The organism is Stenotrophomonas chelatiphaga, assembly GCF_032054965.1.
GTDB classification, from domain to species: domain Bacteria; phylum Pseudomonadota; class Gammaproteobacteria; order Xanthomonadales; family Xanthomonadaceae; genus Stenotrophomonas; species Stenotrophomonas chelatiphaga.
Genome location: NZ_DAMBRS010000009.1, coordinates 50272 through 61818, shown reverse-complemented (window position 1 = coordinate 61818; position 11547 = coordinate 50272). Strand labels below are relative to the sequence as shown.

The 11547-nt window shown below is 67.8% G+C and carries 10 protein-coding genes and 1 tRNA gene (1 of these 11 only partly in view); 8 read left to right on the top strand and 3 right to left on the bottom strand.

Annotation, left to right across the window (positions count from 1 at the left end; all coding sequences use genetic code 11):
* Positions 1–116: 116 nt before the first annotated feature.
* From RTX79_RS12325 to RTX79_RS12310, 4 genes are all read left to right on the top strand, one after another.
* Positions 117–767 carry an SCO family protein gene (locus RTX79_RS12325; protein WP_057687232.1) on the top strand — a complete coding sequence of 217 codons (651 nt, stop codon included), beginning with the start codon at positions 117–119 and terminating at the stop codon, positions 765–767.
* Positions 764–1606 carry an archaetidylserine decarboxylase gene (gene asd, locus RTX79_RS12320; RefSeq protein WP_312684014.1) on the top strand — a complete coding sequence of 281 codons (843 nt, stop codon included), beginning with the start codon at positions 764–766 and terminating at the stop codon, positions 1604–1606. Before RTX79_RS12325 ends, asd begins: the two co-directional genes overlap by 4 nt.
* Positions 1607–1705: 99 nt before the next feature.
* Complete coding sequence (gene metX, locus RTX79_RS12315) at positions 1706–2818, top strand: homoserine O-acetyltransferase MetX (RefSeq protein ID WP_312684013.1); 1113 nt, start codon at positions 1706–1708, stop codon at positions 2816–2818.
* Entirely contained in the window at positions 2815–3222 is a 408-nt protein-coding gene (locus tag RTX79_RS12310) for a DUF1294 domain-containing protein (protein WP_312684012.1), read from the top strand. The genes metX and RTX79_RS12310 overlap by 4 nt, the downstream gene beginning before the upstream one ends.
* A 33-nt stretch (positions 3223–3255) precedes the next feature.
* Here the strand turns inward: RTX79_RS12310 and RTX79_RS12305 are convergent, their stop codons facing one another.
* The 3 genes from RTX79_RS12305 to cydD all read right to left on the bottom strand — a co-directional run bounded on the left by RTX79_RS12305 (position 3256) and on the right by cydD (position 8357).
* Entirely contained in the window at positions 3256–4752 is a 1497-nt protein-coding gene (locus RTX79_RS12305) for a S8 family serine peptidase (RefSeq protein ID WP_312684011.1), read from the bottom strand.
* Positions 4753–4896: 144 nt separating this feature from the next.
* Positions 4897–6582, bottom strand: coding sequence for a thiol reductant ABC exporter subunit CydC (gene cydC, locus RTX79_RS12300; protein WP_312684010.1), 1686 nt, complete (start codon positions 6580–6582; stop codon positions 4897–4899).
* On the bottom strand, positions 6579–8357 hold the full coding sequence (gene cydD, locus RTX79_RS12295) for a thiol reductant ABC exporter subunit CydD (protein WP_428696003.1): 1779 nt from the start codon (positions 8355–8357) through the stop codon (positions 6579–6581). Before cydD ends, cydC begins: the two co-directional genes overlap by 4 nt.
* Positions 8358–8549: 192 nt before the next feature.
* Between cydD and RTX79_RS12290 the strand changes: the two genes are divergently transcribed.
* The 4 genes from RTX79_RS12290 to RTX79_RS12275 form a co-directional block, all read left to right on the top strand.
* Entirely contained in the window at positions 8550–10136 is a 1587-nt protein-coding gene (locus RTX79_RS12290) for a cytochrome ubiquinol oxidase subunit I (protein ID WP_309684761.1), read from the top strand.
* Between the two features lie 15 nt (positions 10137–10151).
* Positions 10152–11306 carry a cytochrome d ubiquinol oxidase subunit II gene (gene cydB / locus RTX79_RS12285; RefSeq protein ID WP_312684006.1) on the top strand — a complete coding sequence of 385 codons (1155 nt, stop codon included), beginning with the start codon at positions 10152–10154 and terminating at the stop codon, positions 11304–11306.
* A 46-nt stretch (positions 11307–11352) separates the two neighbouring features.
* On the top strand, positions 11353–11469 hold the full coding sequence (gene cydX, locus RTX79_RS12280; RefSeq protein ID WP_042614095.1) for a cytochrome bd-I oxidase subunit CydX: 117 nt from the start codon (positions 11353–11355) through the stop codon (positions 11467–11469).
* A gap of 54 nt (positions 11470–11523) precedes the next feature.
* Positions 11524–11547, top strand: a tRNA-Pro gene (locus tag RTX79_RS12275); it runs 153 nt beyond the window's last position.

Here is an 11547-nt window from a genome sequence, read left to right as displayed (position 1 = left end):
GGGTAGATTGGCCCCCGATTATAGGGTCTGGCGCCTGCCTCGGCATCCGTTGCAGGGGAAACCGCCACCGCGCTGCCGTTATGATGGGGGCCGATCCCTCGGCAGCGCAGGCCCTCATGTTCAATCGCAACGTCGGCATCATCCTGCTGATCGCCCTGGCCGCGGGCCTGGGCCTGCTGGCCGCGCAGAAGGTATTCGCGCCGAAGGCACCCAGCGGCCAGCCCGCTACCGAAGCGATCACCTTCTATCCCCAGCCGCGACCCCTGCCGGACTTCAACCTGGCCCAGTCCGACGGCACCCGGCTCATTCCCGGCGAGCTGAAGGGCCACTGGACCCTGGTGTTCCTGGGCTTCACGTTCTGCCCGGATGTCTGCCCCACCACCCTGCTGGACCTGGCCCAGGCGCAGAAGCAATGGGAGGCGGTGCCTGAAACGCTGCGCCCACGCGTGTTGTTCGTGTCGGTCGACCCGGAGCGCGACAGCGCCACCCGGCTCGGCGAATACGTCCACGCCTTCCACAAGGACACCCTGGCCGCCACTGGCGACGTGCCGTCGCTGGAAAAATTCGCGACCTCGCTGGGCCTGGTGTTCCAGAAGGTGCCCGGCAAGACCTTCGACGAAAACCCCGAGGACTACACGATGGAACACTCGGCCACGCTGGCCGTGCTGGATGCCGAAGGCCGGCTGGCCGGCATCATCCGTCCCCCGTTCAATGCGCCGGCCATCGCCCGCGACCTGCAGAAGCTGACCGAGAAATCCGCCCCATGAGCTTGATGACCACCCTGAGCTACGCCCTGCCCCACCGACTGCTGTCTTCGATGGCGCGTGCGCTGGCGTACTCGGACAACCCGCGCGTAGCGCAGTGGTTGATCGACACCGTCACCGCGAAATTCGGCGTGAACCTTGGCGAAGCGGCCAATCCGGATCCGCGCAGCTACACGACGTTCAACCAGTTCTTCACCCGGGCGTTGAAACCCGGTGCGCGCGTGGCCGATGCCGATCCGCGTACCCTGGTGATGCCGGCGGACGGCCGCATCAGCCAGCTCGGCCGCATCGAAGGCGGCAGCATCTTCCAGGCCAAGGGACAGTCGTTCACCGCCGCCGAACTGCTGGGCAGTGTCGAAGATGCCACACCGTTCAACGAAGGCCTGTTCGCCACGGTGTATCTGTCACCGAAGGACTACCACCGCGTGCACATGCCGTGGACCGGCACCCTGCGCGAGACCGTGCACGTGCCCGGGCGGTTGTTCAGCGTGGGCCCGGCGGCGGTCAACAAGGTACCCGGCCTGTTCGCCCGCAACGAGCGGCTGGTCTGCCATTTCGACACCAGCTTCGGTCCGATGGTCAGCGTGATGGTCGGTGCGCTGCTGGTATCCGGCGTGGAGACGGTCTGGAGTGGCGAGGAGATCCCGCACTACGGTGACCGCATCACCCGCAAGGATTACCGTGGCCAGGGCATCACGCTGGAGCGCTTCGCCGAAATGGCGCGTTTCAACTATGGCTCCACGGTGATCGTGCTGCTGCCGCCGGGCGTGGCCGATTTCGCCCCGCACCTGGATGCCGAACACGCAGTGCAGCTGGGGCAGGCGCTGGCCACGCTGCGCTGATCGGCTGCCAGCGGCCGTTACGAATGCAGGGCAGATGCGGCAACACCGCATCCCACCGGCATCCCTCGGTAATACAGGGCGACGGGATAGAATGCGGTCATGACTGAATTCATCCCACCCGGCACGCTGTTCCACGCCCTCCCCTCCCCGTTCCCGTTCAAGCGCGGCGGCGCGCTGAGCGCTGGACGGGTGGCGTATGAAACCTGGGGCACGCTGGATGCCGATGCCGGCAATGCGATCCTGATCGTCACCGGGCTCTCGCCCGACGCGCACGCCGCGAGCAACGCCGCCAATCCGGCTACGGGCTGGTGGGAAGGCATGGTCGGACCGGGCAAGCCGATCGATACCGATCGCTGGTTCGTGATCTGCGTGAACTCACTGGGCAGCTGCAAGGGCTCCACCGGGCCGGCGAGCATCGACGCTGCCACCGGCAAGCCGTATCGCCTGAGCTTCCCCGAGCTATCGGTGGAAGACGGCGCACGCGCCTCTGTCGAGGTGGTGCGTGCGCTGGGCATCACGCAGCTGGCGTGCCTGATCGGCAACTCGATGGGCGGCATGACCGCGCTGGCCCTGCTGCTGCTGCACCCGGGCATCGCGCGCAGCCACATCAACATTTCCGGCAGTGCGCAGGCCCTGCCGTTCTCGATTGCCATCCGCTCGCTGCAGCGCGAAGCGATCCGGCTGGACCCGCAATGGAATGGCGGCCAGTACGACGATGCCAACTACCCGGAATCGGGGATGCGCATGGCACGCAAGCTCGGCGTGATCACCTACCGTTCGGCCTTGGAATGGGATGGTCGTTTCGGTCGCGTGCGGCTGGATTCGGACCAGGCCGATGACGATCCGTTCGGCCTGGAATTCCAGGTGGAAAGCTACCTGGAAGGCCACGCAAGACGCTTCGTGCGCTTCTTCGACCCCAACTGCTATCTGTATCTCAGCCGCTCGATGGACTGGTTCGACCTGGCCGAGCATGGCAATGGCGACGTAATGGCCGGACTGGCGACCATCAAGGTGGAAAAAGCCTTGGCCATCGGCGCCAATACGGACATCCTGTTCCCGGTACAGCAGCAGCAGCAGATCGCCGACGGCCTGCGCGCGGGCGGGGCCGAAGCGCACTTCATCGGCCTGGATTCCCCGCAGGGACACGATGCGTTCCTGGTTGATTTCGAGCGCTTCGGTCCTGCGGTACGCGGTTTTCTCGGCGAACTGTGAGTCGCCGCGCCACGCCACGCAAGCGCGCAAAGCCCGCGGCCGATGCACCCGCGCTGAGCCCGCGGACCGCGCTGGCGCTGCTGGTGGCCGGCATGCTGCTGGGCTGCACGGTGGCCGGCTGGCTGCCGGCGTGGTTGGCCAGCTGGCTGCTGCTGGTCAGCCTGTGGACCTTCGGCGCCTACTGGCGGGACAAGCGCGCCGCGATCCGCGCCCAGCCACGGGTATCCGAACGCAGGCTGCAGGTGCTGGCGCTGCTGGGGGGCTGGCCGGGTGCCCTGTTTGCCCAATCGCTGCTGCATCACAAGAACCGCAAGGTGAGTTTCCAGCAGGTGTTCTGGGTCTGCGCGGCGGCAAACGCAGCGTGCACCCTGGCACTGCTGCGCGCCTTTTCCGCTGCTGCCTGAAGCCGATCAGGGCACGATGTCCCCGGCTTCAGGTCATGGCATGCCGGCAAGCCGGTCCAGCGCCGCCCTCAGGTTGGGCAGGGGGCCGATGTGACCATTGTTGCCGACCTGCGGCGTGCCGGTTTCCACCAGCAGGCTGCGCATCTGCAACGGGGTGAGCGAGGTCCCGCGCGCCTTGGCGGCGCCGGACACCGCAGCGACCGCCGAAGCCACGATCGGTCCCGCGCTGGAGGTACCGTTGAAGCGCTGCGTGTAGCTCGCGTTGGGCCCCCCGCTGTACAGGTCGCGGCCTCCGGTGGTGGCCACGCAGCCGCCCCACCCCTGCAGGTTTACCCGGCGTCCGTAGGTGGAGAAACCCAGTTTGGAGCGGGGCACCACGCTGTCCCTGCACCACTGCGTGGCCGCCGCACCGCCCGCCCCCGCCAGGATGGCGCCGGAGTCAGGCCGCCCGCGCGGAAAACCGGGACCGAAGCAGCCAGCGTCCAGATTGACGTTGCCGTTGCCTGCGGTCTCCACCACGTGGATGCCACGCCTGACCGCGGACACCACCGCGTCGTAGATCGATGGGATCCATTCGGGTGCCACGTAGCCGTTGCACGGTGCCGGGCCGGGGAACTGCTGTTCGATCAGGATCACATCGCCCGGCGCGAGCTTCGCCGCTGCCAGCGCCACTGCATTGGCCGCGTTGTAGCCGGTCTGTGGACTGGTGACGTTGACGTAGTGCGGCGTGGCACCACTGACCAGCCCGCGCACCCCGAAGCCGTTGTCATCGGCGATCATCTCGCCAAGCACCGATGTGCCGTGGTTGTTGTCGTTGAACGGATCGCTGATGCTGGCCCCCTGCTTGATCCAGGTTCCCGGCACGCGCAGTTTGGTCAGGTCCTCGTGCTGCCAGTTCCAGCTGTATTCAATGTCGACCACGCGTATGCCCTTTCCATCGCCCCCCGGCACCGTGCGTGCGTGGATGGCATCGATACCGGTCGGGGCAGCCAGCGCGTACCCCTGCCGCTCGACGAACAGCGGTGACGCCCACTGCACGGTGGCAGGCGCCGGAGCGACCGATGGCGGTGGCGCGGGCAGCGGTGCGGCGTAGGCGATTTCCACCGCATCCATGCCGTTCAGCAGGTCGATGACGGCTGCCGCGTCCTGTCCCGCTTTCAGCTGCATGCGATACCACTGGCCCAGTGCGGGCAGGTCCACGCGATGCGATGTGTCGTGCACGACATCGGCGGAAAACAGCGGGGTGACCCGCAGCACCGGTCCATCCGCTGCAGTCAACGCGTCAAGCCGGGGCAATGCGCCGCTGCGCCGGGAGGTCCAGCCGGCCGTGCCGGGCGCCGTGCGGTCGGCATTGCGGAACTTCACTTCGATGAGGTCCTGCGAGTAGCCAGGGCCGATCCGGGTCTGCCGGGGTTTTTCGATGGACCACGCCGCATCATCGTTGCCGGCCTGCGCGCCGGCGATGGCGGGCGACAGCAGCAGGGAGCAGGCAGCACTGGCGAACAGGGCCTGGGACAAGGTCAGGCGCATGGAGATTCCTCCTGGAGACAGTGGCGCGGGTCGAAGCCCGCACGCGCCACGGTGTGGCGCATCTCCAGTGTGCTGAACGCCCGGATTGCTTCCATCGGACAACGCTGCGGCGCCAGCTCCGGGAATCACCTGACGCTGGCGGGCTCAGCCAGGCTCCGCCACGTGCAGCCGTCCGGCCTGCAGCCGGTACACCTGGTCCACCACGCCTTCGGGCAGTGGATCATGGGTGATGATCAGCAGGCTGCGACCTTCGAGCAGCACCGGCAGGTCAGCCAGCAGTGCATGGGCGGCATCCACGTCCAACCCTTCGGTAGGTTCGTCCAGTACCAGCACAGGTGCGCCGCGGAGCAACGCGCGCGCCAGCGCCAGGCGCCGCGCCTGCCCCGCCGACAGCGTGGCGCCGTTCTCGCCGACCCAGCCCTGCAGGCCACCGACCGCGCGCGCCCAGTCGCCCAGCCGCACCCGCTCCAGCATCGCCCACAACACGGCGTCGCTGGCGTCGGGATCACCAAGACGCAGGTTGTCGGACACGCTGCCGGCGAACACCGGTGCGTGCTGCGGCAGCCACGCCAGCTGCCGGTGCCAGTCATCCTGCGCGTAATGGCGGATGTCGATCCCGCCATGGGTGATGCGTCCGCCGGTCGGGTCATACAGGCGCAGCAGCAGGCTGGACAGGGTGGTCTTGCCGCTGCCGCTGTCGCCGCCGATGGCGATGCGCCGGCCCGGCTCCAACGTCAGGTCCACGCTGTCGAGCACGCTGCGCCCGCCCTCCGTCCAGGCGAACGAAACGCCTTCCCAGCACACTGCCGCCGGGCCCGTCGGCAGGGGTCGCGGCGATGCAGGCTCACTGACCATCGGCGACTGGTCGACGATGGACTGCAGCCGGGACACCGACACCTGGCCGGACTGCAATGCCTGCCAGGCCAGCCCCAGCCCCGCCCACAGTTCGATCATGGCCACGCTGAGGAACACCAGCCCGGCGGCCATCGGTGCATCCAGGCGCCCGGTTTCATGGGCTGACAACGCCAGCACCAGCATGGCCAACAGGCCGCCGCCGGTCACCACGCCGTGCAACGTCGTGCCGGCCAGCAGGCGCCAGCGCCGCCGACGATCACGCGCGCGAAGCTGGCGCGCGGCCACGTCCACCCTGCCCTGCCAATGGTCCAGCGCATCCAGCGCCGCCAGGTCGGCGGCACCCTCGATGCCCTCCAGGGACAGCGTGCGCAGCTGCGTGCGGTGCGCTGCGCGGTCGCCTTCTTCGCCGGCGCGTCCGCGCACCCCCAGCCACGGGACGCCCACGCCGACCAGCACGGCCATGGCCGCCAGCAGCGCCGCGGCCTGGGGCAGGATCAGCCACGCCGATCCGATGGCCACCAGGCTCAGCGCGGCCAGCGCGCACAGCGGACCCAGCGCGCGCACGAACAGGCCATCCACCTCGGCGATGTCGCCCAGCAACCGGGCCAGCAGTTCGCCGGTACGCGTGCTGCCCAGCCGCGCCGGTGCCAGCGGCAAGGCGCGGCGGAAGAACCATACCCGTGCATCGCGCGCGATGCGCAGGGTCACATCGTGGCCGACCAGCTTTTCGAAGTAGCGCGATACGATCCGCGCCATGGTCAGGCCGCGGATGCCCGCCGAGGGCGAGAAGAAGTTGAACCCGCTGCCAAGGCCGGCAGCACCGGCCAGCGCGGCCGCGGTCAGGAAGCCGCCGGACAGGCCGAGCAGCGCCGTCCCGGCCAGCATCGTGGTCCACAACAACAGGACCGTCAGCAGCAGGCGGGGCGTGTGGCGGGCGAACACCCCGCGCAGCGGATCGCGTTGCGCGGCGCTCATGCGCGCACCTGCCGCGGGTCGTGGTGCAGCAGGCCGTCGGGCAGCCGCAACGTGCTGTCGGCCCAGGCGATGGCCGTGGGGCTGTGGGTAGCGATGATCACACTGCGACCGCGCGCATGGATTGCCAGCGCCTGCAGCAGGGCCGCTTCGGTACGCGGATCCAGGAACGCGGTGGGTTCGTCCAGCAGCAGGATGCCGGGATTGCGCAGCAACAGCCGGGCCAGGCCGATGCGCCGCGCTTCACCGCCGGACAAGCCGAAGCCGCGCTCGCCGATCACCGTATCCAGTCCGTCGGGCAGGCGGTCGGCGAAGGCCAGCACCTGCGCGGCCCCGGCCGCCTGGCGCAGGGTGGCCAGGCTGGCGGTTGGATCGGCAAGCCGCAGGTTGTCGGCGATGCTGCCGTGGAACAGATAGGGGCGCTGGCCGGCATAACCGACTTCCAGTCCCGGACGCACGATGATGCTGCCCTCGCGTGGCGGCAGCCAGCCGGCCAAGGCTTCAAGCAGGGTGCTCTTGCCGCTGCCGCTGGGCCCTACAACCGCCAGTCGCTGGTTCGGTTCCAGCTGGAAACCGAGGTCCTGCAGCACATCGTGGCCTGCCCCCAGCGGGCGCAGCACCAGCCCACGCGCCTGCAGCACGGGCGCGTGCACCTGCACCGGCTCTGCAGGCACGCTGACCGGCGCCCGCCGCGGGGCAGGTCCCACCGCAGGCCCGGGCAGCTCGCCGAGCAGGCGTTCGATCTCCGCGGCAGCGGCCAGCGCGTTGGCACGATCATGGTAGTGCGCGGCGAGGCGACGAAGCGGCGCATAGAATTCCGGTGCCAGCAGCAGGCAGAACAGGCCCGCCCCCAGCGTGGGCACCTGCGCATGCAGGGACATCATGCCGAGGTAACTCAGGCCCAGGTACAGCGCCACCATCGCCACGCTGACCGATGCGAAGAACTCCAGCACGGTGGAGGAAAGGAACGCGATCCGCAGCACTTTCATCGTGCGCTGGCGCACGCCATCGGCGGCCGCGGCCACGCCCTCCAGTTCGGCCTGGCCGCGGCCGTACAGGCGCAGCAGGCCCAGTCCCTTGATACGGTCGGCGAAGTGCCCGCTCATCCGTGCCAGCTCACCCAACTGGGCGCGCCCGGCCGCTTCTGCGCCCCAGCCCACCAGCATCATGAAGAACGGCACCAGCGGCGCGGTGGCGATGAAGATGATCGCCACCACCCAGTCCACCCAGGCCACTGCCACGGCGATGATCAGCGGCACCACCACCACCTCGATGCGCACCGGCTGGAAGCCGCTGTAGTAGTTTTCGATGGCATCGGCATGGGCCAGCATCACTTCGCCAAGCTCGCCGCTGCGCTGTTGCCGCAGCCACAGTGGCCCCTTGCCCAGCACGCTGGCATAGGCACGTTCGCGCAGCGCCAGCCGTGCTGCATCGGCCACATCGCCGGCGCACGCCTGGGTCGCGCTGCCCAGCAGGGTACGCAGCAGCAGCACCACGCCCAGCCCCGCCAGCACCCACGCGCCGTCGGCCAGCGGTGCGCGTTCGAACAGCACATGCTGGACCAGCCAGGCAATGGCCCCGGCCTGGGCCACCAGCAGCACCCCGGAAACGCTGATCGCCGTGGCGGCCAGCCGGCGGCGTCCGCTTGCTGCTGCTCCCAGCGTGTCCAACCAGTGCTGGCGCGCCTTGCGCTGCAGCGCTTCGTGGCGCTGGGCTTGGATCAACTGGGTTTCGATGTCCTGGCTCACGGTGGCTCGGCTGGAACGGTCTGGGGGCATTGTAGGCGCAGCTCCCTGCACCCCTGCGGCGCCCGGTCGCACCGACGCTGCGGTTGGCATACGATTGCGCCGGGGATCCCTTCATACATTGATCTGAATCAAGGCTGTTCGAAGTAGTCGGTCACATCATCGCTCCACGTAGACCACCCTTCCCGCAACCCCAACGGCACTATCCCACGAGGTAGCCAGGCCATGATTGATTCGACAGTCGTAGAACTGTCGCGGCTGCAGTTCGCCCTGACCGCGATGTACCACTTCCTCTTCGTACCGCTCACCCTTGGCCTGTCCTTCCTGGTGGCCATCATGGAAAGCGTGTACGTCATGACCCGCAAGCCGGTCTGGCGCCAGATGACCCTGTTCTGGGGCACGCTGTTCGGCATCAACTTCGCCATCGGCGTGGCCACCGGCCTGGTGATGGAGTTCCAGTTCGGCATGAACTGGTCCTACTACAGCCATTACGTCGGTGACATCTTCGGTGCGCCGCTGGCGATCGAAGGACTGATGGCGTTCTTCCTCGAAGCCACCCTGATCGGGCTGTTCTTCTTCGGATGGAAGCGGCTGACCCCGGTCAAGCACCTGGCCGTGACCTGGTTCATGGCGCTGGGTACCAACCTGTCGGCGGTATGGATCCTGATCGCCAACGGCTGGATGCAGAACCCCACCGGCGCGGTGTTCAACCCGGAAACGATGCGCATGGAGGTGGTCGACTTCGCCGCGGTGCTGCTGAACCCGGTGGCCCAGGCCAAGTTCGTGCACACCGTCAGCGCCGGCTACGTGACCGGTGCGATCTTCGTGATGTCCATCAGCGCGTTCTACCTGCTGCGCAACAAGCACCGTGAAATGGCGCGCCGCTCCTTCGCGGTGGCGGCCGCCTTCGGCCTGCTGTCCTCGCTGTCGGTGGTGGTGCTGGGTGACGAAAGCGGTTATGCCGCCAGTGAACACCAGAAGATGAAGCTGGCTGCGATCGAAGCGATGTGGGAGACCGAGCGGGCACCGGCGGACTTCACCGCCTTCGGCATCCCCAACCAGGCGACCCAGCAGAACGACTTCGCGATCAAGATCCCCTACCTGATGGGGCTGATCGCCACCCGTTCGGTGGACCAGCCGATTCCCGGCATCCTGGAACTGGTGGAACGGGCCGAGCACCGCATCCGCGGCGGTCAGATCGCCTACGGCGCGCTGCAGCGGGTGCGGGCGGACAAGAACGATCTGCAGGCGCGCGAGATGTTCGACCGCCACTGGCAGGACCTCGGCCATGGCCTGCTGCTGAAGCGCTACCGCGACGACATCGGCAACGCCACGCCGGAAGAAATCAGCAAGGCGGCGATGGACACCGTACCGCGGGTCGCTCCGCTGTTCTGGACCTTCCGCATCATGGCCGGGCTGGGCTTCTACCTGATCGCCTTCTTCGCACTGGCGTTCTATTACTCCTGCCGCAACAACTTCCAGGACAAGCGCTGGTTCCTGACCCTGGCCCTGTGGTCGCTGCCGGCGCCGTGGATCGCCATCGAATGCGGTTGGTTCGTTGCCGAATACGGTCGCCAGCCGTGGGCCGTGGATGGCGTGCTGCCCACCTTCTACGCTGCCTCCGGCCTGGCCCTGCATGAAATCCTGACCACCCTGGCGGTGTTCACGCTGTTGTACACGGTGCTGCTGGTGATCGAAGTCAAGCTGATGCTGAAGGCCATCCGCACTGGTCCCGACGAGATCCTGCCGTCCCTGCAGGCGCCGCGCGCGTCCGTTTCCCACAATGCCGCCCCGGCCCCAGGCCAGGCGTAAGGCAGGAGAACCCCGATGGAATTCCTTGGACTCGATTACACCACCCTGCGCATCATCTGGTGGCTGCTGCTGGGCATCCTGCTGATCGGCTGGGCGGTGATGGATGGCTTCGACCTCGGTGTCGGCACGCTGCTGCCGTTCGTGGCGAAGACCGACGACGAACGCCGGCTGGTGATCAACACCATCGGCCCGGTGTGGGAAGGCAACCAGGTCTGGCTGGTACTGGGCGGCGGTGCGATCTTCGCCGCCTGGCCGCCGCTGTACGCGGTCAGCTTCTCCGGCTTCTACCTGGCCATCTTCGCCATGCTGTTCGGCCTGATCCTGCGCCCGGTGGGCTTCAAGTACCGCAGCAAGATGCCCGGCAAGCGCTGGCGCGACAACTGGGACCGGGTGCTGTTCGTCGGCGGCCTGCTGCCCGGCCTGATCGCCGGCGTGGCGGTGGGCAACGTGCTGCTGGGCGTGCCGTTCCACTTCGATGACAGCATGCGGATCTTCTACACCGGCTCGTTCTTCGGCCTGCTCACCCCGTTCGCACTGATCGCCGGAGGGGTCAGCGTGGCGATGCTGGTGTCGCACGGGGCGGCCATGCTGGTGTTGAAGACCGACGGCCCGGTGGCCGAACGCTCGGCCCGCTATGGCAGCGTGGCGGCGCTGCTCAGCTTCGTGCTGTTCGCCCTGGCCGGCGCCTGGGTGGCCTTCGGCCTGCCGGGTTATGAAATCACCTCGCGGGTGGTCACCGATGGCCCGACCAATCCCTTGCTGAAAACCGCCGCCGAGGGCGCCGCGGCCGGCGGCTGGCTGCGCAACTACAGCAGCATGCCGGCCACCCTGCTGGCCCCGATCGTCGGCCTGCTCGGTGCGCTGGCCAGTGCGGTGCTGCTGCGTGCCCGGCGTGGCGGCCTGGCGTTCCTGGCCTCGGGGGCGTCGATCACCGGCATCATCCTGACCGTCGGTTTCGCGATCTTCCCGTTCCTGCTGCCCTCCTCCAGCCAGCCCGGTTCCAGCCTGACCGTATGGGATGCCTCCTCCAGCCACCTCACGCTGTTCATCATGCTGGTGGCCACGGTGATCTTCCTGCCGATCGTGCTGGCCTACACCACCTGGGTCTACCGCGTGTTGAAGGGCAAGACCACGGCCGAAGACATGTCAGACAACCCCAACGCGTATTGACCCCCACGTGCCGGCCAACCGCCGGCACCTCTCGAAGGAGCACACCATGTGGTATTTCGCCTGGATCCTCGGCACCGGCCTGGCCTCGGTCGTGGCCATCCTCAACGGCATGTGGTTCGAAGCCCGCGAGTCGGGCAGCATCGACGGCCGCGACGGCAAATGATGCAACAAAAGTGTTGCCGCCTTGGCCTTCACACGGTATCTTAGGCGGCTCCTTCGGGGTGTAGCTCAGTCTGGTAGA

Excerpts from the sequence above, each read along its gene's own strand:
- RTX79_RS12325 (WP_057687232.1), top strand. The coding sequence starts at position 117 with ATGTTCAATCGCAACGTCGGCATCATCCTGCTGATCGCCCTGGCCGCG.
- cydX (WP_042614095.1), top strand. The coding sequence starts at position 11,353 with ATGTGGTATTTCGCCTGGATCCTCGGCACCGGCCTGGCCTCGGTCGTG.
- cydC (WP_312684010.1), bottom strand. The coding sequence starts at position 6,582 with ATGAGCGCCGCGCAACGCGATCCGCTGCGCGGGGTGTTCGCCCGCCAC.
- metX (WP_312684013.1), top strand. The coding sequence starts at position 1,706 with ATGACTGAATTCATCCCACCCGGCACGCTGTTCCACGCCCTCCCCTCC.
- RTX79_RS12305 (WP_312684011.1), bottom strand. The coding sequence starts at position 4,752 with ATGCGCCTGACCTTGTCCCAGGCCCTGTTCGCCAGTGCTGCCTGCTCC.
- cydB (WP_312684006.1), top strand. The coding sequence starts at position 10,152 with ATGGAATTCCTTGGACTCGATTACACCACCCTGCGCATCATCTGGTGG.
- asd (WP_312684014.1), top strand. The coding sequence starts at position 764 with ATGAGCTTGATGACCACCCTGAGCTACGCCCTGCCCCACCGACTGCTG.
- RTX79_RS12290 (WP_309684761.1), top strand. The coding sequence starts at position 8,550 with ATGATTGATTCGACAGTCGTAGAACTGTCGCGGCTGCAGTTCGCCCTG.
- cydD (WP_428696003.1), bottom strand. The coding sequence starts at position 8,357 with ATGCCCCCAGACCGTTCCAGCCGAGCCACCGTGAGCCAGGACATCGAA.